Annotated in this window: 18 protein-coding genes and 1 pseudogene; 16 read left to right on the top strand and 3 right to left on the bottom strand. The window is 66.7% G+C overall.

The window, feature by feature from the left end; all coding sequences use genetic code 11:
* Window positions 1-95: 95 nt before the first annotated feature.
* The 7 genes from aceE (at window position 96) to purF (ending at window position 10,806) form a co-directional block, all read left to right on the top strand.
* Complete coding sequence (aceE, locus tag ACFO0J_RS10555) at window positions 96-2,807, top strand: pyruvate dehydrogenase (acetyl-transferring), homodimeric type (protein WP_376813043.1); 2,712 nt, start codon at window positions 96-98, stop codon at window positions 2,805-2,807.
* A 14-nt stretch (window positions 2,808-2,821) separates the two neighbouring features.
* Window positions 2,822-4,486 (top strand): dihydrolipoyllysine-residue acetyltransferase, encoded by a 1,665-nt coding sequence (aceF, locus tag ACFO0J_RS10560; RefSeq protein ID WP_376813044.1) that lies wholly within the window; start codon window positions 2,822-2,824, stop codon window positions 4,484-4,486.
* A gap of 10 nt (window positions 4,487-4,496) precedes the next feature.
* Window positions 4,497-6,257, top strand: a complete 1,761-nt coding sequence (gene lpdA / locus ACFO0J_RS10565) for a dihydrolipoyl dehydrogenase (protein WP_376813045.1) — start codon at window positions 4,497-4,499, stop codon at window positions 6,255-6,257.
* Window positions 6,258-6,456: 199 nt separating this feature from the next.
* Window positions 6,457-7,869 carry a bifunctional tetrahydrofolate synthase/dihydrofolate synthase gene (gene folC, locus ACFO0J_RS10570; protein WP_376813046.1) on the top strand — a complete coding sequence of 471 codons (1,413 nt, stop codon included), beginning with the start codon at window positions 6,457-6,459 and terminating at the stop codon, window positions 7,867-7,869.
* Between the two features lie 46 nt (window positions 7,870-7,915).
* Window positions 7,916-8,761, top strand: coding sequence for an SPOR domain-containing protein (locus ACFO0J_RS10575; protein ID WP_376813047.1), 846 nt, complete (start codon window positions 7,916-7,918; stop codon window positions 8,759-8,761).
* A 38-nt stretch (window positions 8,762-8,799) separates the two neighbouring features.
* On the top strand, window positions 8,800-9,288 hold the full coding sequence (locus ACFO0J_RS10580; protein WP_376813048.1) for a CvpA family protein: 489 nt from the start codon (window positions 8,800-8,802) through the stop codon (window positions 9,286-9,288).
* A gap of 15 nt (window positions 9,289-9,303) precedes the next feature.
* Entirely contained in the window at window positions 9,304-10,806 is a 1,503-nt protein-coding gene (gene purF / locus ACFO0J_RS10585) for an amidophosphoribosyltransferase (protein ID WP_376813049.1), read from the top strand.
* 1 nt (window position 10,807) lies between these two features.
* Here purF and ACFO0J_RS10590 read toward each other — a convergent pair whose 3' ends face one another.
* From ACFO0J_RS10590 to map, 3 genes and pseudogenes are all read right to left on the bottom strand, one after another.
* Entirely contained in the window at window positions 10,808-11,290 is a 483-nt protein-coding gene (locus ACFO0J_RS10590) for a disulfide bond formation protein B (RefSeq protein ID WP_376813238.1), read from the bottom strand.
* Between the two features lie 158 nt (window positions 11,291-11,448).
* A pseudogene (locus ACFO0J_RS10595) lies at window positions 11,449-14,076 on the bottom strand ([protein-PII] uridylyltransferase); the annotation flags it as partial.
* Between the two features lie 7 nt (window positions 14,077-14,083).
* Window positions 14,084-14,902, bottom strand: a complete 819-nt coding sequence (gene map, locus ACFO0J_RS10600; protein WP_376813050.1) for a type I methionyl aminopeptidase — start codon at window positions 14,900-14,902, stop codon at window positions 14,084-14,086.
* 182 nt (window positions 14,903-15,084) lie between these two features.
* Here map and rpsB point away from each other — a divergent pair, with 182 nt between their 5' ends.
* From rpsB to bamA, 9 genes are all read left to right on the top strand, one after another.
* Window positions 15,085-15,837, top strand: coding sequence for a 30S ribosomal protein S2 (rpsB, locus tag ACFO0J_RS10605; protein ID WP_376813051.1), 753 nt, complete (start codon window positions 15,085-15,087; stop codon window positions 15,835-15,837).
* Window positions 15,838-15,935: 98 nt separating this feature from the next.
* Complete coding sequence (gene tsf / locus ACFO0J_RS10610) at window positions 15,936-16,811, top strand: translation elongation factor Ts (RefSeq protein ID WP_376813052.1); 876 nt, start codon at window positions 15,936-15,938, stop codon at window positions 16,809-16,811.
* Window positions 16,812-17,023: 212 nt separating this feature from the next.
* Window positions 17,024-17,740: a UMP kinase gene (gene pyrH / locus ACFO0J_RS10615; RefSeq protein ID WP_376813053.1), complete on the top strand. Its 717-nt coding sequence runs from the start codon at window positions 17,024-17,026 to the stop codon at window positions 17,738-17,740.
* An 8-nt stretch (window positions 17,741-17,748) separates the two neighbouring features.
* Window positions 17,749-18,309 carry a ribosome recycling factor gene (gene frr, locus ACFO0J_RS10620; RefSeq protein WP_376813054.1) on the top strand — a complete coding sequence of 187 codons (561 nt, stop codon included), beginning with the start codon at window positions 17,749-17,751 and terminating at the stop codon, window positions 18,307-18,309.
* A gap of 23 nt (window positions 18,310-18,332) precedes the next feature.
* Entirely contained in the window at window positions 18,333-19,097 is a 765-nt protein-coding gene (gene uppS, locus ACFO0J_RS10625; protein WP_376813055.1) for a polyprenyl diphosphate synthase, read from the top strand.
* 64 nt (window positions 19,098-19,161) lie between these two features.
* A complete protein-coding gene (locus ACFO0J_RS10630; protein ID WP_376813056.1) occupies window positions 19,162-20,004 on the top strand; it encodes a phosphatidate cytidylyltransferase in 843 nt (280 codons plus the stop codon).
* A gap of 58 nt (window positions 20,005-20,062) precedes the next feature.
* Window positions 20,063-21,268 carry a 1-deoxy-D-xylulose-5-phosphate reductoisomerase gene (locus tag ACFO0J_RS10635; RefSeq protein WP_376813057.1) on the top strand — a complete coding sequence of 402 codons (1,206 nt, stop codon included), beginning with the start codon at window positions 20,063-20,065 and terminating at the stop codon, window positions 21,266-21,268.
* 40 nt (window positions 21,269-21,308) lie between these two features.
* On the top strand, window positions 21,309-22,646 hold the full coding sequence (gene rseP / locus ACFO0J_RS10640) for an RIP metalloprotease RseP (RefSeq protein ID WP_376813058.1): 1,338 nt from the start codon (window positions 21,309-21,311) through the stop codon (window positions 22,644-22,646).
* A 67-nt stretch (window positions 22,647-22,713) separates the two neighbouring features.
* Entirely contained in the window at window positions 22,714-25,077 is a 2,364-nt protein-coding gene (gene bamA / locus ACFO0J_RS10645; RefSeq protein WP_376813059.1) for an outer membrane protein assembly factor BamA, read from the top strand.
* The last annotated feature ends 52 nt before the right edge of the window (window positions 25,078-25,129 follow it).

Consider the following 25,129-nt stretch of genomic DNA (forward strand, 5'->3'; position numbering starts at 1 on the left):
CTTCTGTTGCAATGCCGCTGGCGCATCACCTCTTTTAGTCAGGCTGGCGCGATGTGTGGTCGCGTCATCGAACCACACCACAGGAGACACACCCCATGTCCTCTCTTGACCAAGTCCACGCGGCAGCGGCGGATATCGATCAGCAGGAAACCCAGGAATGGATCGATGCGCTGGAAGCGGTGCTCGATCGCGAAGGCGCGGAACGCGCCCATTATCTGATCGAGCGCCTGATCGATCTGGCCCGGCGCAACGGCGCCCACATTCCTTATTCCCTGAACACGGCCTATGTGAACACCATCCCCCCGGGGCTGGAACCCCCGCATCCGGGCAATATGGTGCTGGAAGAACGCATCCGTTCCTACATCCGCTGGAACGCCATGGCCATGGTGGTCAGGGCCAACAAGGTCGAACCCGCCGACGGCGGCAGCCTGGGCGGCCACATTGCCTCCTTCGCCTCGCTGGCGACCATGATCGAATGCGGCCAGAACCACTTCTGGCACGCCGAATCGGCCGACCGCGGCGGCGACCTGGTGTACTTCCAGGGCCACTCGTCCCCGGGCATGTATTCGCGCGCCTTCCTCGAAGGCCGCCTGACCGAAGAAAACCTGAACTACTTCCGCCAGGAAGTCGGCGGCAAGGGCAAGGGACTGTCCTCCTACCCGCACCCCAAGCTGATGCCCGATTTCTGGCAGTTCTCGACGGTATCGATGGGTATCGGCCCCATGATGGCCATCTACCAGGCCCGCTTCCTGAAGTACCTGCATGCCCGCGGCCTGGCCGACACGGCCGAGCGCAAGGTCTGGGTCTTCGTGGGCGACGGCGAGATCGACGAACCCGATACCCTGGCCGCCATCGGCCTGGCCTCGCGTGAAAAGCTGGACAACCTGATCTTCATCGTCAACTGCAACCTGCAGCGTCTGGACGGTCCGGTGCGCGGCAACGGCAAGATCATCCAGGAACTCGAAGGCGCCTTCCGCGGCAACGGCTGGAACGTGCTCAAGCTGATCTGGGGCGGCTACTGGGATCCCCTGTTCGCCCGCGACAAGGAAGGTCTCCTGCGCCGCATCATGGAAGAAACCGTGGATGGCGAATACCAGGCCTACAAGGCCAACGACGGCAAGTTCGTGCGCGAAAACTTCTTCGGCAAGCATCCCAAGGTGCTGGAGATGGTCAGCCGCATGAGCGACGAAGACGTCTGGCGCCTGAACCGGGGCGGCCACGATCCGCACAAGGTCTACGCGGCCTTTGCCGCCGCCGTCGGCCACAAGGGCCAGCCTTCGGTCATCCTGGCCAAGACCATCAAGGGCTACGGCATGGGCCACGTCGGCCAGGCCAAGAACCCCACCCACCAGCAAAAGAAGCTGGACGTCGATTCGGTGCGCGAATTCCGCGACCGCTTCAATATTCCCATCCCCGACGACAAGGTCGAGGAAATCCCCTTCTACAAGCCGGCCGAAGATTCGCCGGAAATGAAGTACCTGCATGAACACCGCAAGGCGCTGGGCGGCTACCTGCCGCACCGCCGCGTGAAGGCCGACCAGTCCCTGCCGGTGCCGCCGCTGGACTCCTTCAAGGCCGTGCTGGAACCCACCGCCGAGGGCCGTGAAATCTCCACCACCCAGGCCTTCGTGCGGGTGCTGAACCAGATCCTGCGCGACAAGGACCTGGCGCCGCGCGTCGTGCCCATCCTGGTGGACGAGTCCCGTACCTTCGGTATGGAAGGCCTGTTCCGCCAGATCGGCATCTACGCCCCCGAAGGCCAGAAGTACGTGCCGGTCGACAAGGGCCAGGTGATGTACTACCGCGAAGCGGAAAACGGCCAACTGCTGCAGGAAGGCATCAACGAAGCCGGTGGTTTCAGCTCGTGGGTGGCGGCGGCGACGTCGTACTCCGTCAGCAACACCATCATGATCCCGTTCTTCATCTACTACTCGATGTTCGGGTTCCAGCGCTTCGGCGACCACGCCTGGGCGGCGGGCGACATGCTGGCGCGCGGCTTCGTGCTGGGCGGCACCGCCGGCCGCACGACGCTGAACGGCGAAGGCCTGCAGCACGAGGACGGCCACAGCCACATCCAGGCTTCGCTGATCCCCAATTGCGTGGCGTACGATCCGGCCTTCGCGCACGAAGTCGCCGTCATCATCCGCAGCGGCCTGCAGCGCATGATGCATGACCAGGAAGACGTGTTCTTCTACATCACGCTCATGAACGAGAACTACGCTCAGCCGGGCCTGAAGGCCGGCGACGAGGCGGGCATCCTGAAGGGCATGTACAAGCTGCAGTCCAGCGCCAAGCCCTCCAAGAAGACCCACGTGCAACTGATGGGCTCCGGCACCATTCTGCGCGAAGTCCTGGCGGCCCAGGAATTGCTGGAAAAGGATTGGGGCGTGACCTCGGACGTCTGGAGCGTGACCAGCTTCTCGGAGCTGCGCCGCGACGGCCTGGACGCCGAACGCCACAACCTGCTGCATCCGACCGAGCCGGTCCAGGAAGCCTACGTCACGCGCCAGCTGAAGGACACGCAAGGCCCGGTCATCGTGTCGACCGACTACATCAAGGCCTACGGCGACATGATCCGTCCCTTCGTGCCGAACGGGCGCGCGCTCAAGGTCCTGGGGACCGACGGCTACGGCCGCTCGGACTTCCGTTCCGAACTGCGCAAGCACTTCGAAATCGACCGCCACTTCGTGGTCCTGGCCGCCCTGCGCAGTCTGGCTGACGAAGGCACCATCGACATCAAGAAGTGCGCCGAGGCGATTGCCAAGTACGGCATCGACGCCGACAAGGTCAATCCGCACTACGCCTGAGGAGGACGAACAACATGAGCAATATCGTGGAAATCAAGGTCCCCGACATCGGCGACTTCGACTCGGTCGAGGTGATCGAGATCCTGGTGGCCGTGGGCGATACGATCGAGGCTGAACAAAGCCTGATCACGGTCGAATCCGACAAGGCCTCCATGGAGATCCCGGCCTCGCAGGGCGGGGTGGTCAAGGCGCTCAAGGTCAAGCTGGGCGACAAGGTCAACGAAGGCTCGGTGATCCTGGAGGTCGAGGCTTCGGGCGCAGCCGCCGCCGCCCCCGCCGCTTCGGCTCCGGCTGCTGCGCCGGCCCCGGCGGCCGCTCCGGCTCCCGCGCCTGCGGCTGCGGCTCCGGCTGCGCCGGCCGCCGCGGGCGGCGAGCAGTCCGTGGTCGTGCCCGACATCGGCGACTTCGACACCGTCGAAGTCATCGAAATCCTGGTGAACGTGGGCGACACCATCCAGGCCGAGCAAAGCCTGATCACCGTGGAATCCGACAAGGCCTCCATGGAAATCCCGGCCTCGGTCGCCGGGGTGGTCAAGGCCCTGAAGGTCAAGCTGGGCGACAAGGTCTCCCAGGGCACCGAAATCCTGGTGGTGGAAGCCGCCGGCGGCGCCGCGCCTGCCGCTGCGGCTCCGGCTGCCGCGCCGGCCCCTGCAGCAGCCCCGGCGCCTGCGCCCGCCGCCGCTGCGCCGGCACCGGCTTCTGCCGCGCCGACGCGCACCTCGCCGACGGCGGCTTTCGCCGAGGCCGACGTGCCCCTGCGCGATCTGCCGCACGCTTCGCCCTCGGTGCGCCAGTTCGCCCGCGAACTGGGTGTGAACCTGGCTCAGGTCACCGGCAGCGGCCCCAAGAACCGCATCCTCATTGACGACGTGCGCGCCTACGTCAAGCAGGCCCTGGCCACCGGCGGCGCGAGCCCCGTGGGCTCGACCGTGCCGGCGGGCGGCGGCTTCAGCGTGCTGGGCTGGCCCAAGGTCGATTTCGCCAAGTTCGGCGAGATCGAATCCAAGCCGTTGTCGCGCATCAAGAAGATCTCCGGCGCCAACCTGCACCGCAACTGGGTCATGATCCCGCACGTCACCAACAACGACGTGGCGGACATCACCGAACTGGAAGCCCTGCGCCAGCAGCTCAACGCGGAAAACAAGAAGTCCGGCGCCAAGGTCACCATGCTGGCCTTCCTGATCAAGGCCGTGGTCGCAGCCCTGAAGAAGCACCCGGAATTCAACGCCTCGCTGGACGGCGACACCCTGGTGCTCAAGCGCTACTTCCACATCGGCTTCGCGGCCGATACGCCCAACGGGCTGGTCGTTCCGGTGATCCGGGACGCCGACAAGAAGGGTGTGATGGAACTGGCGGCGGAAACCTCCGAACTCGCCGCGCTGGCCCGCGAAGGCAAGCTCTCGCCCTCGCAGATGCAAGGCGGCTGCTTCTCGATCTCGTCCCTGGGCGGGATCGGCGGCACGGACTTCACGCCCATCATCAACGCGCCCGAAGTCGCCATCCTCGGTGTGTCGCGCTCGGCCATGCAGCCGGTCTGGGACGGCAAGGCCTTCCAGCCGCGCCTGATGCTGCCGCTGTCGCTGTCCTACGATCACCGCGTGATCGACGGGGCCGCCGCCGCGCGCTTCAACGCCTATCTGGCGGGCCTGCTGGCGGACTTCCGCCGCATCATCCTGTAAGGGGGATCGCATGAGTCTCATCGATCTGAACGTCCCCGACATCGGCGACTTCGACTCGGTCGAAGTCATCGAGATCCTGGTGAATGTGGGCGACAGCATCCAGGCCGAGCAAAGCCTGATCACCGTGGAGTCCGACAAGGCCTCCATGGAGATCCCGGCCGAGCAGGGCGGGGTGGTGAAGGAAATCCTCGTCAAGCTGGGCGACAAGGTTGCCCAGGGCACGGCCGTGGTCCGCATCGAAGCGGCCGGCGGCGAGGCTGCCGCGGCTCCGGCCGCTCCTGCACCGGCTGCTGCCGCGCCTGCGGCGGCTGCGCCTGCCGCGCCGGCTCCGGTCGCCGCGCAGTTTTCCGGCGCGGCCGACGGCGAATACGACGTCCTGGTGCTGGGCGCGGGCCCCGGCGGCTATTCGGCCGCCTTCCGTGCCGCGGACCTGGGCCTGAAGGTCGTCCTGGTGGAACGTTACGCCACCCTGGGCGGCGTCTGCCTGAACGTCGGCTGCATCCCGTCCAAGGCGCTGCTGCACACCGTCGGCGTGCTGGAAGAAGCCAAGACCATGGCGGCTCACGGCATCACCTTTGGCGAGCCGACGATCGACCTGGACAAGCTGCGCGGCTACAAGGACTCGGTGATCGGCAAGCTCACCGGCGGCCTGGCCGGCATGGCCAAGGCCCGCAAGGTCACGGTCATCCAGGGCGTGGGCGCTTTTGCGGATCCGCACCACCTGACGGTGGCCAAGGCGGACGGCAGTCAGACCACGGTCAAGTTCGCTTCGGCCATCATCGCCGCCGGCAGCCAGTCGGTGAAACTGCCGTTCCTGCCGGACGACCCGCGCGTGGTCGATTCGACCGGAGCGCTGGCGCTGAAGTCGATCCCCAAGCGCATGCTGATCGTCGGCGGCGGCATCATCGGCCTGGAAATGGGGACGGTGTACTCCGCGCTGGGCGCCCGCCTGGACGTGGTGGAAATGCTGCCCACGCTGATGACCGGCGCGGACCGTGACCTGGTCAAGGTCTGGGACAAGATGAACGCCAAGCGCTTCGACCACGTCATGCTCAACACCAAGACGGTGGGGGCCGAGGCCAAGGAAGACGGCATCTGGGTCACCTTCGAGGGCGAAGCCGCCCCCAAGGAACCCCAGCGCTACGATCTGGTGCTGCAGGCCGTGGGCCGTTCGCCCAACGGCAAGAAGATCGGCGCGGAAAACGCCGGTGTGGCGGTGTCCGACCGCGGCTTCATCGCCGTGGACAAGCAGATGCGCACCAATGTGCCGCACATCTACGCCATCGGTGACATCGTGGGTCAGCCCATGCTGGCGCACAAGGCCGTGCACGAGGCCCACGTGGCCGCCGAAGTCATCGCCGGCCACAAGGCGTTCTTCGACGCCCGCGTGATCCCCTCGGTGGCCTACACGGACCCCGAGGTGGCCTGGGTCGGCCTGACCGAGGAAACGGCCAAGAAAGACGGTATCGCCGTCAAGAAGGGCTTGTTCCCCTGGCAGGCTTCGGGCCGCGCCATCGCCAACGGCCGCGACGAGGGCTTCACCAAGCTGCTGTTCGACGCGGAAACCGGCCGCATCCTGGGCGGCGGCATCGTCGGCACCCACGCGGGCGATCTGATCAGCGAGGTCGCTCTGGCCATCGAGATGGGTGCGGACTCCGTGGACATCGGCAAGACCATCCACCCGCACCCGACGCTGGGTGAGTCGGTGGGCATGGCCGCCGAGGTCGCGGACGGCCATTGCACGGACGTGCCTCCCGTCCGTAAAAAGTAGCCCCCACGCTGCGCAGCCTTCGGCCGCTTGCTGCCCCCCGAGGGGGCCCCCCGGCCTTGGGGCGGCCCGGCGGCCGGAGTCCTTGCTAACTTGCAGGTTACGCAGGCAACAGGGATGTTCGGTGTCTCCCGAAACGGCAGGTGCTAATATCGGCACCTGCCGTTTCTCATTTGTCGTCTTCACTGCTGATTCCCGCTCCATGTCCATTTCCGCTCCCGCCCCGGGCGCCGCGCTCGCCGACTGGCTGGCCTATCTCGAAACCCTGCACCCGAAAGCCATCGATCTGGGCCTGGACCGTATCCGCGTCGTGGCCGATCACCTGGACCTGTCCCTGGACTGCGTCAAGATCACCGTGGCGGGCACCAATGGCAAGGGTTCCACCTGCGCCATGCTGGAGTCCATCCTGCTGAACGCGGGCTACAAGGTCGGCAAATACACCTCGCCCCATCTGCTGCGCTTCAATGAGCGCATCTGCGTGAACGGGCAAGAGGCGGGCGACGCGGACATCGTGGCCCAGCTCGAACGCATCGAGGCCGCGCGCGGCGACGTCACCCTGACGTATTTCGAGATGACCACGCTGGCGGCGCTGCTGCTGTTCCAGGCCGCCCGCCTGGACGTCGTGGTGCTGGAAGTCGGCCTGGGCGGCCGGCTGGACGCAGTCAATCTGCTCGACGCCGACTGCGCCATCCTGACCAGCGTGGACCTGGACCATACGCAATACCTGGGCGATACCCGCGAGGCCATCGGCCTGGAGAAAGCCCACGTCTTCCGCCCCGGACGGCCCGCCATCTGCGCGGACCCGGTGCCGCCGCAGACCGTGATCGATCATGCCGCAGCCATCGGCGCCGACCTCTGGCGCGTCGGGGTCGATTTCAACTATTCCGGCGATCGCCAGCAATGGGCCTATGGCGGCCGCGCGCAGCGCCGCAGCGCGCTGGGCTATCCCGCGCTGCGCGGCGCCAATCAGTTGCTGAATGCCTCGGCCGCCCTGGCCGCCCTGGAAGCCCTGCGCGACCGTCTGGTGGTCACCCAGCAGGATGTGCGCCAGGGCTTGCTGCACGTCAGCCTGCCGGGCCGCATGCAGATCCTGCCCGGCCTGCCGGCCACCATCCTGGACGTGGGGCACAATCCGCACGCGGCGTCGGCGCTGGGTCAGAATCTGGACAGCATGGGTCATTATCCGCACACCTATGCGGTGGTCGGCATGCTGCACGACAAGGACATCGAAACCACGCTGTCGCGCCTGTCGCGGCGGGTGGACCGCTGGCTGTGCGCCACGCTGGGCGGGCCGCGCGGCACCACCGCAGAGGAACTGGCCGGCATCGTGCGCCGCATCAGCGGCGAACAGGCGGCCGTGGATCCCTTCATCGCCCAGACCAGCGAAATCGCCCGGCCTTCGGGCGAGCACAAGCCCGGCGTCCGGGCCGCGCCCCGGCCTGCGGCGGCCGTCCGGGATGTTCAGGTTTCAACTTATGACAGTCCGGAACAAGCCTTTGCCGAGGCCCGAAAGCAGGCGACCGACAATGATAGAATCCTTGTGTTCGGATCGTTTGCCACGGTCGGTCCTGTGCTCGATGTCCTGCGCCACGAAGGCCGGGATGTCCTGTCCTGATCGGACCCGCAGGCCGATCCGCCACTTTTGATGGGTTGGCTGCACGATGTTTTTTCGCAAGGGAACCGAAACGGGACAACGCGCACCGGCACGATCCGCCGGGACCGAGGCCCAGCTTCGTGAACTGCGCGTCAAAGCACGCCGCCGCCTGATCGGCGCCCTGGCGCTGGTGCTGGCGGCCTTCATCGTCGTCCCCTGGCTGTTCGACGAACCCGTGCCCGACGACGCGCACGCGCCGATCGTGGTGCCCGCGCCGGTGGCCGGCCTGCCGCCGGCGACCGAGCCCGCTCCTTCGCCGGATACCGCGTCCCCGGATTCCGCCCCCACCGACGCCGAGCGCAATCCTGGTCCGCTGGCTGCCGCATCCGGCGATGGTGATGTCGAACCCGCCGATCCGTCGCAATCGTCCGAACCGCCCCGGCTCGCGCCGCCTGCAGTCACCGCCGCGCCCGAACCGCCCGCCCGGACCCAGCCCGAGCCGTCCAGCGAAAAACCGGCCGCCGAGCCCGCCAAGCCCAAACCTGCTGATCGGGCCGCTGTGGAAAAACCTGCCGCCAAGCCGGCCGACCGCACCGACGACGGTTCCGTCGCGCTGGCGCTGCTGTCCGGCAAGGCGCCGCCCGCCGCCGAACCCGCCAAGCCCAAGCCCGCTGCCGCAGGCCGCTATTACCTACAGGTTGCCGCTTACACGACCGAACAGGACGCGAATGCGCGGCGCGACAGCCTGCGCCAGGCCGGCGTCTCCGACGCCTATGTCGAACGCGGCCAGTCCAACGGCCGCACCGTCTATCGCTTGCGGGTGGGACCCTTTGGTTCCCACGAGGCCGCTCAGGCGGCCCAGGCCCGGCTGCGGGCGCTGGGCTACCAGAACGGCCTGATCTCCGGCAAATGACGGCCGGCGAATGATTTCCCGCCCATGACCTCCGGCACGTGACCAGCTTCGACTACTTCGTCCTGGCCATTGTGGCCGTCTCGGCCCTGATCGGCCTGCTGCGCGGCTTTCTGCGCGAGGTCCTGTCCCTGGTCGCCTACATCGCCGCCTTCGTGGCCGCCATCTGGTGGGGGCCGGCGGCGTCGGACTGGCTGCTGGGCCTGATCGACAACGGCCTGCTGCGCACGCTGGCCGCCTACGGGGCGGTCTTCATCATGGCTTTGCTGATGGTCGGCCTGCTGAACATGGCGCTGGGCGCCCTGGTGGATCGCACCGGCCTGACGCCGGCCGATCACGGCCTGGGCGCCGTGTTCGGCGCGGTGCGCGGCGTGGTCCTGGTCCTGGCCCTGGTGGGGCTGGCGGGCTACACCCAGCTTCCTCAAGAACCCTGGTGGCGGGACGCGCGCACGTCCGACGCCGCCGTCCGGGGTTTTCAACACGTCAAATCGCTGCTGCCGACCCAGGTGGCGGAACTGCTTCCCTATTAGCCGGAATTCATTCTTATGTGCGGAATCGTGGGTGTGATGGGGCGCGGCCCCGTCAATCAACTGATCTATGACAGCCTGTTGCTGCTGCAGCATCGGGGCCAGGACGCGGCGGGCATCGCCACCGCGCACGATCAGTTCTTCAATATGCACAAGGCCCATGGCCTGGTGCGCGACGTGTTCCGCACGCGCAATATGCGGGCGCTGCCCGGCAACAGCGGGGTGGGGCAGGTGCGCTACCCCACGGCGGGCTCCAGCGCCAGCGTGGACGAGGCCCAGCCCTTTTACGTCAATGCGCCGTTCGGCATCACCTTCGTGCACAACGGCAACCTGACCAACTGGCGCGAACTGCGCGAGTCCCTGTTCAAGCACGACCGGCGCCACATCAACACCAATTCCGACTCCGAAGTCCTGCTCAACGTCTTCGCCCACGAGCTGCAGCAGGCCTCCAACGGCGTCACCCTGGATGCCAACGCGGTGTTCCAGGCGGTGCGCGCGGTGCACCGTCGCGCCAAGGGCGCCTATGCCGTCATCGCCAACATCAGCAGCTTTGGCCTGGTGGCTTTCCGCGACCCGCACGGCATCCGGCCCCTGTGCCTGGGCCGCAACGACACCCCGTCCGGCACCGAATGGATGCTGGCCTCCGAATCCGTGGCGCTGACCGGCAGCGGCTTTTCCCTGGTGCGCGACATCGCGCCCGGCGAGGCCGTCGTCATCACCGAGGACGGTGAATTCAGCGCCGAAGCCTGCGCCGAACCCGGCCTGGAACAGACGCCCTGCGTCTTTGAATACGTTTATTTCGCCCGGCCTGATTCCGTCATGGACGGGATCTCGATCTATGACGCGCGCCTGCACATGGGCGAATACCTGGCGGACAAGGTCGCCAAGACCCTGCGCCTGGGCGATCTGGACGTGGTCATGCCGATTCCGGATTCATCGCGCCCTTCGGCCATGCAACTGGCCGCGCGACTGGGCCTGAACTACCGCGAAGGCTTCATCAAGAACCGCTATGTGGGCCGCACCTTCATCATGCCCGGCCAGGCCGTGCGCAAGAAATCCGTGCGCCAGAAACTCAGCGCCATCGACATGGAGTTCCGCGGCAAGAACGTGCTGCTGGTCGACGATTCGATCGTGCGCGGCACCACCAGCCGCGAAATCGTCGACATGGCGCGGGCGGCGGGCGCCAACAAGGTCTATTTCGCCTCGGCGGCCCCGGCGGTCCGCTATCCGAACGTCTACGGCATCGACATGCCGACCCAGGCCGAACTGATCGCCACTGGACGGGACGAGGCGCAGATCGCCCGCGAGATCGGCGCCGACGGCCTGGTCTACCAGGACCTGGACGACCTGGAGCAATCCCTGCGGGACCTGAACCCGGCCATGCGGTCCTTTGAGTCGTCCTGCTTCAATGGCCGTTACATCACCGGCGACATCGACGAAGCCTATCTGGAGCTGCTGCGCAACTCCCGCGGCCTGCCGCAGCGTTCCGGCGCCATGGTGGCACCGGCAGAGGAAAGCTGAATCAGTTTCGGGCGGCGCGTCGCAGCGCGGCCAGCGCCAGCACGGCGCAGGCGATGAACAGCATCAGGCCCCACAGCGCGTATTCCACGCCCAGCAGAGTGACGCGGGCGTCCATGCAGCTTGCATAGATGCCGAACAGCCAGGGCAGGGCGGCGTCCAGCCCTGAGCTTGAAATGAAGCGGTCGGCGAAGGTCTGCGCGCAGGAGAACATCTGCGCGGCCACGCTGTATTGATACCAGGCGGCGACGATGCCGCACCCGGCCAGCACAGCCGCAATGGCGGCGCCGGCGCGGCGCGCCAGGGTCGAGCCCCACCCCATGCCCGCCAGGCCGCAGACGGCGGCGATGGCCAGCAGGATCAGCCGCTGCAGCACGCACCAGGCGCAAGGCTTCATGCCCAGCACATGCTGCGAGAACAGGGCGAAGCCCACGGCAGCCAGGCACAGCAGGCCGGTGAGACGCAAAAGACGGTCGGAGCGGGTCAGAGTCATGTCGAAGAGGGATTCGGGTTCGGGGGGCTGGACGGATTCGTGGCATTCACGGCATCCGGCTGATGCTTGGAGTTTGCCGGATCGATAAAGTTCACCGGAGCCGCCGGTAGGGCCGTCGACACCGCCGTCGCGGCGGCATCGGTCGCCGCGCCCAGCGTGTCCAGCACCTGGCGCTCGAACTGCATCTGGCCGCGCGGCTGAGCCAGGCCGGGGCCGTCGAGGACGAAGATGTCCTCCACCCGGTCGCCCAGCGTCATGATCTTGGCCATTTTCAGGCTCACGTCGTGGCGGGCGAATACCCGGGCCAGGTCATGCAGCAGGCCGACACGGTCGGCCGCCGTGACCGACAGCCGCCAGTTGCCGCCCTGTTCATCGGGTTGCAGCACGACGCTGGGCAGGATCGGAAAGGCCCGCGAGCGGCGCGAACCCGGGTTCGAGGCGCGCGCCGACCGGGACGCCGCCGGCCCGCCGTCCAGCGCCGCGCGCAACTCGTGCTCGATCAGCGTGGCGTAGGCGCGGTAGTCGCGCTCGTGTTCCGGCAGCAGCACGATGAAACTGTCCAGCGCCCAGCCCTGGCGCGTGGTGTGGATGCGGGCGTCCTGGATGCTCAGGCCGCGGCAGTCGAAATAGGTGCAGATGTCCATGAACAGGTCCGGCCGGTCGGGCGCGTAGGCCAGGATCTGCAAGGCCTCGCTCTGGCCCAGGACGCGGGCGCGCACGACCGGATCGGGTCCCTGGAAGCAGTGGTACAGGTGCCGCGTGTGCCAGGCGATCTCGTTGACGTCGTGGCGCAGGAAGTAGGCCACGTCCAGTTGCGACCAGAAAGCCTCGCGGCTGTCGTCGCGCAGCCCCATGCGGCGGACTTCCGCGGCGGCGGCGTCCTTGCGCAGGGCCAGGATGGTCCGGGTATCGGGCTGCTCGCCCCCCAGGGCCGCCAGCGTCCGGTGGTACAGGTCTTCCAGCAGCTTGCCTTTCCAGGTGTTCCAGACCTTGGGGCTGGTGCCGCGGATGTCGGCCACCGTCAGCAGGTACAGGGCGGCCAGGCGGCGCCGGGATCTGACCCGGGCGGCGAATTCGTGGATCACCCGGGGATCGCTCAGGTCGCGCTTCTGGGCCACCTGGGACAGGGTCAGGTGTTCGCGCACCAGAAAATCCAGCAGCTCGACGGATTCGCGCGGCAGGTCGTGGCGGCGGGCAAAGCGCCGCACCTCGGCGGCGCCCAGTTGCGAATGATCGCCGCCGCGTCCTTTGGCGATGTCGTGGAACAGGGCCGCCACGTACAGCAGCCAATGTTCGTCCAGATCGGCGATCAACTGGCTGGCCAGGGGATATTCCTGGGCATGCTCGGGCATGGTGAAGCGCCGCAGGTTGCGGATCACCATCAGGATGTGCTGGTCAACGGTATAGGCATGGAACAGATCGTGCTGCATCTGGCCGACGATGCGCCGGAACACTGGCAGGTAGCGCGGCAGGATGTTCCACATCGTCATGTCGCGCAGCGCATGGACGATGCCGCGCGGCTGGCGCAGGATGTCCAGGAACAGGCGGCGGTTGGCCGGATCGTCGCGAAACGCCCGGTCGATGCGGTGGCGGGCATGCCACATGGCGCGCAGGGTGCCGGCGGCCATTCCGCGCAGTTCCGGGTGCTGTTGCGCCACCAGGAAGACCTTCAACAGCAGGCTGGGCGCGCGCTCGAAAGCGTCTTCGCGGACCAGGGCCAGCCATCCGCGGCGGACGCAAAAATCCGCGTCCAGCGCGATGGTTTCATCCTGGGGTTGGGGAAACAGGTGTTCTTCCAGCGCCAGCATCAGCAGCCGGTTGACCTGACAGACCACGCGCGCCGCCCAGTAGTAGCGCTGCATCAGCAGTTCGCTGGCGCGCCGGTGCGGCTGGTCGGTGAAGCCATAGACCTCGGCCAGGCGCGGCTGCAGGTCGAACAGCACGCGGTCCTCGCGGCGGCCGGCCAGCAGGTGCAGCTCGATCCGCAAGCGCTTGAAGGCCAGTTCCGCCCGCCGCAGGGAACGGAATTCGGCCGAGGTCAGCAGATCGGTGCGCGCGACGGCGGTCCAGGTCGGCCCCAGGCCGGCAGCGCGCGCCAGCCACAGCAGCACTTGCAGATCGCGCAGCCCGCCGGGGGCTTCCTTGCAGTTCGGCTCCAGCGCGTAGGGCGTGTCCTGGTGGCGCGCATGCCGCTGCTGCATTTCGGCGCGTTTGGCCAGATAGAAATCCTGCGGGTCCAGGTCCTCTTGCATCCGGGCGCGAAAACGCTGGAACAGCGACCGGCCGCCGGCCAGCCAGCGGGCCTCCAGCAGAGAGGTCTGGACGGTGATGTCGGCGGCCGCCTCGTGGCGGCATTGCTCCAGGGTGCGTACGCTCAGCCCGGGTTCCAGGCCGATGTCCCACAAGGCGGCGACCAGGGGCTCGATGCGTTCGCGGGCGGCGGCGTCCGGGGCGCGTTCAAGCAGGATCAGGATGTCGAGGTCGGAGCCGGGATACAGTTCGCCCCGGCCATAGCCGCCGACGGCGGCGGCGCAGGCGCCGGCCGGCAGCGGATGGATCTTCAGCAGGCCGCGCAGCGTGTCGTCGGCGATGCGCCGCAGAGCGGTCAGCAGCGTGTCGGGCCGCAGGTGCAGGCGCCAGTCCCGGATGGCTTCGGCCTGCCGCGCCTGCAGCCGGACGCGCAGTTCGGCCACTGTCCGCCGCTGCGGGTCGGAACCCGCCGGTTCGGTGTTGACGTGTTCCGCTTCGCCGGCGGGCAGCGTGCCCGGGCGCATGGTCATTGACCTGTCAGGCAGCCGCGCGGGCGGCTTTGGTGAAGGCAGGGGGCGCCGGCATGCCGGGCGAGACCGTCAGCACTTCGTAGCCGTCGTCGGTGACCAGGATGCTGTGTTCCCACTGGGCCGACAGGCTGTGGTCGCGCGTGACGACCGTCCATTGGTCGGCCAGGGTGCGGATTTCGCGGCGGCCGGCGTTGATCATGGGCTCGATCGTGAAGATCATGCCGGGCTCCAGGCGCACGCCCGTGCCGGGCTTGCCATAGTGCAGGACCTGCGGGTCCTGGTGAAAACGCTGGCCGACGCCGTGGCCGCAGTATTCGCGCACCACGGAAAAACCCGCGCTCTCGGCGTGTTTCTGGATGGCGTGGCCGATGTCGCCCAGGGTCGCGCCCGGACGGACCTGATCGATGCCCAGCCACATGCATTCGTAGGTGGTGTCGATCAGGCGGCGGGCCAGGATGGAGGGTTCGCCCACGCAGTACATGCGGCTGGTGTCGCCGAACCAGCCGTCCTTGATGATGGTGATGTCCATGTTCAGGATGTCGCCGTTCTTCAGCACCTTGTCACCGGGGATGCCGTGGCAGATGACGTGGTTGACCGAGATGCAGATCGAGGCCGGGTAGGGCGGATAGCCCGGGGGCGCATAGCCCACCGTGGCTGATTTCACGTGCAGCGTGTTGGTCAGGTAATCCATGCACAGGCGTTCGAGTTCCCCCGTCGTGACCCCGGCGCGCACATGGGGTTCGAGGTAATCCAGGATGCTGGCGGCGGCCTGGCAGGCGGCGCGCATCTGGTCGAGTTGCTGGGGATCGGTGATGACTGGGCTCATGGGGTGCTTGCTGTATGAACGAGATGGATAGTAGAATTATAGGCTTAGCTGTAAATAGCGTGCCTGACCACCCTAGGGTGTGCGGGACTGCATGTGGAAAAACCGTTTGAAGTTTCAGGCTTTCTGCATGTTAGTCCCGGATACTGGACAGGTACAAGACCAAACCCTCTCGGAGAATTTTCATGTCGCTCATGCGCGAAATGCTGGAAGCCGGTGTCCACTTCGGTCACCAAACCCGTTACTGGAACCCGAAGATGGCCGAATACATCTTCGGCCAGCGCAACAAGATTCACATCGTCAACCTGGAACGCACGGTTGAAAAGTACCTGGAAGCCAGCCAGTTCGTGCGCCAGATCGCTGCGCGCGGCGGCAACGTGCTGTTCGTCGGCACCAAGCGCTCCGCCCGTGAACTGGTCGCCGCCGAAGCCCAGCGCTGCGGCATGCCCTACGTCGACAGCCGCTGGCTGGGCGGCATGATGACCAACTTCAAGACGGTCAAGACCTCGATCAAGCGCCTGAAGGACATGGAAGCCCAACAGGCCGAAGGCGCCACCGAGCACATGAGCAAGAAAGAAGCCCTCATGTTCGCCCGTGAAATGGACAAGCTGAACAAGTCCATCGGCGGCATCAAGGACATGAACACGCTGCCCGACGCCCTGTTCGTGATCGACGTGGGTTACCACAAGATCGCCGTGGCCGAAGCCCGCACCCTGGGCATCCCGGTGGTCGGCGTGGTGGATACCAACCACTCGCCCGAAGGCATCGATCACGTGATCCCGGGCAACGACGACTCCTCCAAGGCCATCGCCCTGTACGCGCGCGGCATGGCCGACGCCGTGCTGGCCGGCCGTGAGCAAAGCATCAACGGCCTGGTCGAAGAACTGGCCGAAGGCGAGGAATTCATCGAGGTCGAGCAGGACCAGGACCAGGAATAATTTCCGGCCTTCCGCCGTCCAGGCCCGCCGCCCGTCTGCGGCGGACTCGTCGCGCGCCGCCCGTCGGCGCGCGCATTGATTGAACAGGAGAAATCACAATGGCTCAAATCACCGCCGCCATGGTCAAGGAACTGCGCGAAAAGACCGACGCGCCCATGATGGAATGCAAGAAGGCCCTGACCGAGGCCGATGGCGACCTGGCTCGCGCTGAAGAACTGCTGCGCGTCAAGCTGGGCAGCAAGGCTTCCAAGGCCGCCAGCCGCGTCACGGCCGAAGGCCTGGTCGGCCTGTACATCGCCGCCGACGGCAAGACCGGCGCGCTGGTCGAAGTCAACTGCGAAACCGACTTCGTCGCCAAGAATGACGATTTCATCGCTTTCGTCAACGATCTGGCCCGTGTCGCCGCCGAGCGCAATCCGGCCGACCTGGAAGCCCTGGGCGCCTGCGCCATGGGCGAAGGCACCGTCGAATCCGTGCGCACCCACCTGGTGGGCAAGATCGGTGAAAACATGTCCGTGCGCCGCTTCCAGCGTTTCGACACTGTGGACGGCCTGAGCAGCTACGTGCACGGCGGCCGGATCGGCGTGCTGGTGGACTTCGCCGGTGACGAGGAAGTCGGCAAGGATCTGGCCATGCACATCGCCGCGACCAAGCCCCGCGCCCTGAACGCGGACGGCGTGGATCCCGCGCTGATCGCTGCCGAACGCTCCGTCGCTGAACAAAAGGCCGCCGAATCCGGCAAGCCGGCCGAGATCGTCGCCAAAATGGTCGAAGGCTCGGTGCAGAAGTTCCTGAAAGAAGTCACGCTGCTGTCGCAGCCCTTCGTCAAGAACGACAAGCAGTCCGTCGAGCAGATGCTCAAGGAAAAATCGGCCCGCATCAACCGCTACGCGCTGTTCGTGGTGGGCGAGGGCATCGAGAAGAAGTCCGAGGACTTCGCTGCTGAAGTCGCTGCTGCCGCCAGCGGTTCCTGATTTAGTAGTACTCTAGCGCAACCGTCGGGCAAGCAAGCGTTTTTGCTACCAAGCATTTCACTTGCCTGCCCGTTGTACGGCTTGCGCGCCGCTTTCGGATATGCCGGCACGGCTCGGTCCTCAACGGCCGAACCGTGCTCGGGCGCATCCCGGCATCCGCGCCCCGGCGCCTTTCAAGTTACAACGATTATTCTTCCTTCCAGGAATCCCGCATGTCCACTCCTGCCTACAAGCGCGTTCTCCTGAAACTTTCGGGCGAGGCTCTGATGGGCGGCGATGCCTTCGGCATCAACCGCGCGACCATACTTCGCATGACCGAGGAAATCCACGGCATCGTGTCCCTCGGCGTGCAGTTGGCCGTGGTGATCGGCGGGGGCAATATCTTTCGCGGCGTCGCGCCGGGCGCCCAGGGCATGGACCGCGCCACGGCCGATTACATGGGCATGCTGGCCACCGTCATGAACGGCCTGGCGCTGCAGGACGCCCTGAAGAACCACGGCGTCGATACCCGGGTGCAATCGGCCCTGAACATCGATCAGGTGGTCGAGCGCTACATCCGCCCCAAGGCCCTGCGCTATCTGGAAGAAGGCAAGGTCGTCATCTTCGCGGCCGGCACCGGCAATCCCTTCTTCACCACGGATACGGCGGCCGCCTTGCGCGGCGCCGAAGTCGGCGCCGAGATCGTGCTCAAGGCCACCAAGGTCGACGGCATCTACAGCGCCGATCCCAACAAGGACCCGAACGCCACGCGTTATTCGCGCATCAGCTTCGACGAAGCCATCGTGCGCCGCCTCGAAGTCATGGACGCCACGGCTTTCGCGCTGTGCCGCGACCAGAAGTTGCCGATCAAGGTCTTTTCGATCAATAAACCAGGAGCCCTCCGGCGCGTCGTCTGCGGCGAGGACGAAGGCACCCTGGTTCAGGTATAGGAATCCTCATGAGTCTTTCCGACATCCGCAGCTCGGCTGACGAGCGCATGGGCAAATCCATCGAAGCCCTGAAGACCAGCCTGGCCAAGATCCGCACGGGTCGGGCCCATGCCGGAATTCTGGACCACGTGCATGTCGAATACTACGGTTCCCCCGTGCCGGTGAGCCAGGTCGCCAACGTGACCGTGATCGACGCCCGCACCCTCAGCGTGCAAGTCTGGGAAAAGACCATGGCAGGTCCGGTCGACAAGGCCATCCGCGAATCCGATCTGGGTTTGAATCCCATTTCCATGGGCGATAACATCCGCGTGCCGATGCCGGCCCTGACGGAAGAGCGCCGCCGGGACCTGACCAAGGTCGTGCGCGGCGAGGGCGAAGACGCCAAGGTCGCCGTGCGCAATCTGCGCCGCGAGGCCAATGAAACCCTGAAAAAACTGGTCAAGGACAAGGAAATCTCGGAAGACGAGGACCGCCGCGGCCAGGACGAGGTGCAAAAGCTCACCGACCGCTACGTGGCCGAGATCGACAAGCTGGTCACCCAGAAGGAAGCCGAGATCATGACGGTCTGACCGTCCATGCGACGCCACGGCGTATGATCGAAACTCATTCTTCCACGCTTGCCATTCCCGAGACCGGGGACGTGCCCCGGCATGTCGCCATCATCATGGATGGCAACGGTCGCTGGGCGACCCGGCGGATGCTGCCGCGTACGGCAGGGCACGTGCGCGGCGTTCAGGCCGTGCGCCGCATCGTCGAGGCCTGCGGCCAGCGGGGCGTGCGCTACCTGACGCTGTTCGCCTTCAGTTCCGAGAACTGGCGCCGGCCGGCCCAGGAAGTCTCTCTGCTGATGCGCCTGTTCGTGCGCACCCTGGAAAAAGAAGTCGACCGCCTGGAAGCCCAGGGCGTGCGCCTGCGCGTGGTGGGCGACCTGTCGGCCTTTGACGCCCATCTGCGCGGCCTGATCGAGGCCGCCGAGCAGCGCACCGCCCGGCAGACGGCGCTGACCCTGACCATCGCCGCCAATTACGGCGGTCGCTGGGACATCCTGCAGGCCACCCGGGCCCTGCTGGCTGAACGGCCCGATCTGGCCGCGCATCCCGAGGCCCTGGACGAAGCCGCCCTGACGCCCCGGCTGGCCATGGCCTATGCCCCCGAGCCCGACCTGTTCATCCGCACCGGCGGAGAGCAGCGCATCTCCAATTTCCTGATCTGGCAGCTCGCCTATACTGAACTGTATTTCACCGACTGCTGGTGGCCGGATTTCGACGCCGGGCAGCTCGATGAGGCCTTCGCGTGGTATCGGGGGCGCGAGCGGCGCTTTGGCCGCACCAGCGCTCAATTGCGCGGCGCCGTCTGAGCGGCGCGCAGGTCCTGCGATCGCCTTTTTGAATCGTCCACATCGGCCCTGAGGAATTCCATCCATGCTGCGCCAGCGCATTCTCACCGCCATCGTCCTGCTGCTGATCGTGGCCGCCGCCGTGACGGCTCCGACCCCCTGGCCGATGCTGGCCCTGCTGGGCCTGATGACCGGTTGCGCCTTGTGGGAATGGCTGCGGCTGGTCATCGCCGGCGCCGCCGTGCGCTGGGGCGGCGCGGTGCTGGCCGTCCTCGTGCTGGTGCCGTTGTCCCGCCTGCTGGTCGATGGCCAGCCGACGCTGGAAACCGTCTTCGGTTCGTATCTGCTGCCGCTGGCCGTGCTGTTCTGGCTGGCCCTGGCCCCCGTCGTCGTGGTGCGCGCCCGGGTGCCGGACGCCTGCCGGCCCGGCGTGCTGGCGCTGACCGGCGTGCTGGCCCTGGCGGCGACCTGGTATGCGCTGGCCTGGGTCTTTCTGCGCCACGGCGCGGGGGCGCTGATCAGCCTGTGGGCCTTGATCTGGGTGGCCGACATCGCCGCCTATTTCACGGGCCGCAGCCTGGGCCGCCACAAGCTCGCGCCGCGCGTCAGCCCCGGCAAGACACTGGAGGGCGCGGCCGGCGGCGTCCTGGCGGCCACCGCGTGGCTGGTCGCCACGGCCCTGTGGTGGCCCGACAGCTTCGGTGCGCTGCTGCTGGCGCGCATCGGTTGGGCGGGCCTGGTCGCGGCCGGCGTGGCGCTGGCGGCCTGGTCCATCCTCGGCGACCTGTTCGAATCGCTGCTCAAGCGCCGTGCGGGCGTCAAGGATTCCAGCCAGTTGCTGCCCGGTCACGGCGGCGTGTATGACCGTATCGACGCGGTGCTGCCGGTGGCGCCCGCCGCCGTGCTGCTGCTGACGGCCGGGTTCTAGAGCCAGGCCGCATCCTTTCATCCATCGGTGCTTTTCCGCATTCACAGGTTCCGACACCATGTCCGCTCAACACCGCCTCTGCATCCTCGGCTCGACCGGTTCCATCGGCGTGAGCACGCTGGACGTGGTGGCGCGCCATCCCGACCGGTTCTCCGTCTACGCCCTGAGCGCGCATAGCCGGATCGAATCGCTGGCCGAACAGGCGGCGCGGCACGCGGCGCAGGTGGTGATCGTGCCCGATGACGCCGCCCGGGCGCGCTTCGTCGCGGCCTGGCCGGCCGGGCGGCCCCTGCCGGAAATCCGCCAGGGCGCCCAGGCTCTGGCCGATACGGCGGCCGACGCCGAGGTCACTGCGGTCATGGCCGCCATTGTGGGCGCCGCCGGATTGCCCGGGGCCTTGGCAGCGGCACGGGCCGGCAAACGGGTCCTGCTCGCCAACAAAGAAGCGCTGGTGGCGGCGGGCAGCCTGTTCATGCGGGCCGTACGCGAATCCGGCGCCGAACTGCTGCCCATCGACAGCGAGCACAACGCCATCTTCCAGTGCCTGCCGCAGTCAGCCGATCGCGCGCGGGCGCCCGCCGGCCCGGCCGAGGGCGTGCGCCGGCTGCTGCTGACCGCCTCCGGCGGACCGTTTCGCTGCACCGCGCTGGACCAACTGGAATCCGTCACCCCGGATCAGGCCTGCGCGCACCCCAATTGGCGCATGGGCCGCAAAATTTCCGTGGATTCCGCCACCATGCTGAACAAGGGCCTGGAAGTCATCGAGGCGCATTGGCTGTTTGCCATGCCGATGGAACGCATCCAGGTGGTCGTTCATCCCCAGAGCGTGGTGCACTCCATGGTCGAGTACCTGGACGGCTCCATCCTGGCTCAATTGGGCCAGCCCGACATGCGCACCCCCATCGCCTACGGCCTGGGCTATCCGGAGCGCATCGACGGCGGCGTCGGCCTGCTGGAGCTCGCCCGCCTGGGACGCCTGGACTTCGAAACCCCGGACCTGGCGCGCTTTCCCTGCCTGCGCTTGTCCTTTGACGCCCTGGGCCAGGGGCAGGGCGCCTGCATTGCGCTGAATGCGGCCAACGAGGTCGCGGTGGATGGTTTTCTGCGGGGGCGCATCCGCTACACCCAGATCCCGTCCATCATTGAGCATTGCCTGGACGATTCCGTGGCGCATGGCGCGCAGACGCCGTCCTCGCTGGCGGAAATCCTGGATCTGGACGCGCACTCCCGGCGCGTGGCGGCCGGCTTCTGCCAGGCGGTCTGATGCCCGACGCCCCTGATTTCCCCGATTCTGTATTGCTGCCATGTTGCTGACCCTGTTCGCTTTCATCCTCGCCCTGGGCCTGCTCGTGACGTTCCACGAACTGGGCCATTACTGGGTGGCGCGGCGCGCGGGCGTGCCTATCGTGCGCTTTTCGGTCGGCTTTGGTCCGGTGCTGCTGCGCCGCCACGACCGGCACGGCACCGAATGGGCGCTGTCGGCCATCCCGCTGGGCGGCTACGTCAAGATGCTGGACGAGGCGCCGCCCGAGGCGGACGAGGCCACGCGCCGCGCCGTGTTCAACGCCCAGCCGTTGATACGCCGCGTGGCCATCGTGGCAGCGGGCCCCGCCGCCAATCTGGTGCTGGCGGCCCTGATCTATGCCTTTCTGGGGATGTGGGGCACGATGGAACCGGCCGCCGTGCTGGCGGCGCCGCCGGCCGGCACGCCGGCCGCCCAGGCAGGCGTGCGCGAAGGCGACACGCTGACGGCCGTGGCCGGCGAACCCGTGGCATCCTGGCCCCAGGCCCGCTGGCAACTGATCGAACCCTTGTCTCTGGGCGGCGACGTGGCCCTGACCTTGACATCGGACGGCGGCGCGGTCCGCACGGGCACGCTGCGGCTGACGCCCCAGGCCGTGCTGCCGGACGGTCCCGATCCGCTCCTGGCCGCCGGGCTGGCGCTGCGGGCGCCGTACCCGGTGGTGGGTGAACTGGTCCAGGGCGGGGCCGCCGAGCAGGCCGGCCTGCGCCCCGGCGATCGGATTCTGGCGGCGGGCGACCTGGACCAGCCTGCCGTCGACACGTTCGTGCGCATCGTCCAGGCCCATGCCGGCCAGGCCTTGTCTCTGATCGTGCTGCGTCAGGGCGACCGGATCTCCCTGTCCGTGACGCCCCGGGCGGAAGCCGGGGAGGGCGGCCATCCGGTCGGCCGCATCGGCGCCCTGATCCGGGCCGAACTGCCCGAAACCCTGGTGCGTCTCGGCCCGCTGGACAGCCTGTGGCAGGGCGTGCGGCGCACGGCCGACACCAGCCTGTTCACCTTGCGGATGATGGGTCGTATGTTCGTGGGGGACGTTTCCTGGAAAAACGTCACCGGCCCGGTCACGATCGCCGAGTATGCCGGCCGCACGGCCCGCATCGGCCTGGAGTCCTACCTGGGCTTCCTGGCGCTCATCAGCATCAGCATCGGCGTGCTGAATCTGCTGCCCATTCCGATGCTGGACGGCGGTCATCTGCTGTTCTATCTGATCGAGGCCCTGCGCGGCGGCCGGCCCTTGTCCGAACGCGCGCGCGACCTGGGCCAGCGGCTGGGTCTGGGGCTGGTGCTGAGCCTCATGGTTCTGGCCCTGTTCAATGATTTTTCGCGGCTTTTCAGTTGATGAGGTTGTGACTTACAATCCCGCATCGCTCAAGCATGTTCTTCCACGGCCAAATAGGATTGCCAGGATGTCGTCTCCCCGGAATTTTCGTCTGATCAAGCGCGCCATTCCCCTGGTGCTGGCGACCCTGCTGGCGCCCGCCATCGCGGCAGCCTTTACGCCATTCGTGGTGCAGGACATCCAGGTCAAGGGGATCGAACGCGTCGATCCGGGTACGATCTTCACCTATCTGCCCGTCAAAGTCGGCCAGACCTTCACCCAGGAAGAAGCCTCGGCCGCCATCCAGAAGCTCTATGGCACGGGGTTCTTCAACGACGTCAAGATCGACGCCCAGGGCAATGTGCTGGTCGTCACCGTCGCAGAGCGGCCCACGATCGCCTCGATCAACTTCAACGGCATGCGCGAATTCGACGCCAAGGCCCTGACGAAATCCCTGTCCCAGGTCGGCTTCGGCCAGGGCCGGATTTTCGACCAGGCCATGCTGGACCGCGCGGTCTTCGAACTGAAGCAGCAGTACCTGTCCAAGGGCAAGTACGGCGTGCAGATCAATCCGGTCATCACGCCGCTGGAACGCAACCGGGTGGGCGTCAGCTTCGACATCTTCGAGGGCGATGTCGCCACCATCGACAAGATCGAATTCATCGGCAACGAGGCCTTTTCCTCCGGCACCCTTGAAGACCAGATGGAGCTGACCACCGGCGGCATGATGACCTGGTACACCGGGACCAACAAATACTCGCGCGAAAAGCTCGAAGGCGACGTCGAGCGCATCCGCTCGTACTACCTGGATCGCGGCTACCTGGAATTTTCCATGGAACCGCCCCAGGTGTCGATCTCGCCCGACCGCAAGGCCATCTACATCACCATGACCCTGCACGAGGGCGAGCCCTACAAGCTGGGCGAGGTCGGCCTGGCCGGCGATCTGCTCGGCCTGGACGACAAACTGCAGCCGCTGGTCACCGTCAAGGAAGGTGAGACCTTCTCGGCCGAAAAGACCAACGCCGTGGCCAAGTCCATCACGGACTACCTGGGTTCGCTGGGCTACGCCTTCGCCAACGTCAATCCCAGCCCCGTGCTGGACCGCGACAATCACGTCGCCAAGCTGAATTTCTACGTCGACCCGGGCCGCCGCGTCTACGTGCGCCGCATCAACGTGGGCGGCAACACCCGCACCCGCGACGAGGTCGTGCGCCGCGAAATGCGCCAGCAGGAAGCCGCCTGGTACGATTCGTCCAGCATCAAGACCTCCAAGGAACGCGTCGATCGCCTGGGCTACTTCACTGATGTGGACGTCAAGACCGATCCGGTGCCGGGCTCGCCCGACCAGGTGGACGTCAACGTCGACGTCAAGGAAAAGCCCACCGGCATGATCAGCCTGGGCGTGGGCTACGGTTCCACCGACAAGCTGATGCTGTCGGCCGGCATCAGCCAGGACAACGTCTTCGGCAGCGGCAATTCGCTGTCCCTGAACGTCAACACCAGCAAGACCAACCGCGCTGCGGTGATCTCGCACACCAATCCGTACTGGACCCAGGACGGCATCAGCAAGACCACCTCGCTGTACTACCGCCGCACGACGCCGTACGACGTGTCCGACAGCGATTCCACCGGCTGGTACACGGTCGAATCCATGGGCCTGGGCCTGAATTTCGGCGTGCCGATTTCCGAAGTCGACCGCATCTTCGCCGGCGCGACCTTCGAACGCAATGCGCTCAAGGACATCCGCCGCGACGGCACCAACCCGGCGCCGCTGGCCTACCAGAATTTCGTTGATCAATACGGCGACGTCACCAACGCCGTCATCTTCAGCCTGGGCTGGGCCAAGGACACGCGCGACAGCGCCCTGGCGCCTCACAAGGGCAGTTACACCCGCGTGTCCACCGACATCTCCACGATGGACCTGCGCTACTACAAGCTGTCCGGCCAGCAGCAGTACTTCCTGCCGATCGGCCGCTCCTTCACCCTGGCCCTGAACGGCCAGATCGACTGGGCCAAGACCTACGGCAACAGCGGCAAGCCCTTCCCGGTGATCAAGAACATGTACGCGGGCGGCATCGGCTCGGTGCGCGGCTACGAAGGCGCCTCTCTGGGGCCGCGCGACACCCTGACCGACACTTACCTGGGCGGCTCCCGGCGTATCGTCGGCAACGTGCAGCTCTATCTGCCGTTCCCGGGCGCCTCGCGCGACCGCACCCTGCGCTGGTTCATGTTCTCGGACGCCGGCCAGATCGACACGACCGACGGCTCGACCTGCGCCAACGGGCAGTACGGCCAGGTGGCCGATCCCTGCGGCTGGAAGTTCTCCGCGGGCCTGGGCCTGTCCTGGGAATCGCCGCTGGGACCGCTGCAACTGTCCTTCGGCCGCGCACTGAACGCCAAGGAAGGCGATCAGAAGCAGGTCTTCCAGTTCCAGATCGGCACAGGTTTCTGATTCCCCCCGTTTGATGGCACAATAACCCCTTTTGTAGCTGCTTTGACCCTAG

The organism is Castellaniella hirudinis, assembly GCF_042651965.1.
Taxonomy (GTDB): domain Bacteria; phylum Pseudomonadota; class Gammaproteobacteria; order Burkholderiales; family Burkholderiaceae_B; genus Castellaniella; species Castellaniella hirudinis.

Bases quoted from the DNA above. Each gene is read 5' to 3' on its own strand.
- uppS (WP_376813055.1), top strand. From the start codon at position 18,333: ATGATCGAAACTCATTCTTCCACGCTTGCCATTCCCGAGACCGGGGAC.
- aceF (WP_376813044.1), top strand. From the start codon at position 2,822: ATGAGCAATATCGTGGAAATCAAGGTCCCCGACATCGGCGACTTCGAC.
- pyrH (WP_376813053.1), top strand. From the start codon at position 17,024: ATGTCCACTCCTGCCTACAAGCGCGTTCTCCTGAAACTTTCGGGCGAG.
- ACFO0J_RS10635 (WP_376813057.1), top strand. From the start codon at position 20,063: ATGTCCGCTCAACACCGCCTCTGCATCCTCGGCTCGACCGGTTCCATC.
- lpdA (WP_376813045.1), top strand. From the start codon at position 4,497: ATGAGTCTCATCGATCTGAACGTCCCCGACATCGGCGACTTCGACTCG.
- tsf (WP_376813052.1), top strand. From the start codon at position 15,936: ATGGCTCAAATCACCGCCGCCATGGTCAAGGAACTGCGCGAAAAGACC.
- rseP (WP_376813058.1), top strand. From the start codon at position 21,309: ATGTTGCTGACCCTGTTCGCTTTCATCCTCGCCCTGGGCCTGCTCGTG.
- aceE (WP_376813043.1), top strand. From the start codon at position 96: ATGTCCTCTCTTGACCAAGTCCACGCGGCAGCGGCGGATATCGATCAG.
- purF (WP_376813049.1), top strand. From the start codon at position 9,304: ATGTGCGGAATCGTGGGTGTGATGGGGCGCGGCCCCGTCAATCAACTG.
- ACFO0J_RS10575 (WP_376813047.1), top strand. From the start codon at position 7,916: ATGTTTTTTCGCAAGGGAACCGAAACGGGACAACGCGCACCGGCACGA.
- rpsB (WP_376813051.1), top strand. From the start codon at position 15,085: ATGTCGCTCATGCGCGAAATGCTGGAAGCCGGTGTCCACTTCGGTCAC.
- ACFO0J_RS10630 (WP_376813056.1), top strand. From the start codon at position 19,162: ATGCTGCGCCAGCGCATTCTCACCGCCATCGTCCTGCTGCTGATCGTG.
- map (WP_376813050.1), bottom strand. From the start codon at position 14,902: ATGAGCCCAGTCATCACCGATCCCCAGCAACTCGACCAGATGCGCGCC.
- frr (WP_376813054.1), top strand. From the start codon at position 17,749: ATGAGTCTTTCCGACATCCGCAGCTCGGCTGACGAGCGCATGGGCAAA.
- bamA (WP_376813059.1), top strand. From the start codon at position 22,714: ATGTCGTCTCCCCGGAATTTTCGTCTGATCAAGCGCGCCATTCCCCTG.
- folC (WP_376813046.1), top strand. From the start codon at position 6,457: ATGTCCATTTCCGCTCCCGCCCCGGGCGCCGCGCTCGCCGACTGGCTG.